Here is a 513-nt window from a genome sequence, read left to right on the forward strand (position 1 = left end):
TACCGCAGTGTACACTAACTAAGATAGAGTCTTGGCAACCTTGGCTAGCACCAAAATAATGTTCTGCAAGTGCCATACCACGGACGTCGTTACCGACAAAACAAGCCGTATTGAACTTCTCTCGGATAATTTCACCAAGCGCAAGGTTATCAATATCCGTATTTGGCATGTACTCAACGACGCCTGTCGTAGGGTTAACTAGGCCTGGTAACGTAATACCGATAGCAATCAACTGGTCAATTTTATCTTGGCAACGACTTACGAAGTCTTTTAATAAATCAATAAGACCTGCAATCAAATCGGCTTGGTTGGTGTAGTGAAGTTCGTGTTGATCTTCTGCCAGTGCAGTGCCGCCTAAGTCATAGAGACAGAATTGAACGTAGTCTCGACCCAAACGAACGGCGATAGAGTGAAAAGGCTTCACTTCAGTGGTCAATGAGATTGCTCGACGACCACCTGTTGAAGCTTGTTGGGCGACCTCTGTAATGAGGCCGCGTTCCAATAGTTGACGGG

At 45.8% G+C, this 513-nt stretch carries 1 protein-coding gene; it reads right to left on the bottom strand.

Annotation, left to right across the window (positions count from 1 at the left end; genetic code table 11):
• Positions 1-513: ROK family protein (locus R7R78_RS29580; RefSeq protein WP_225475022.1), on the bottom strand; the 513-nt coding region annotated here is incomplete at both ends.

The sequence above is a fragment of the Vibrio sp. 2134-1 genome, assembly GCF_033339495.1.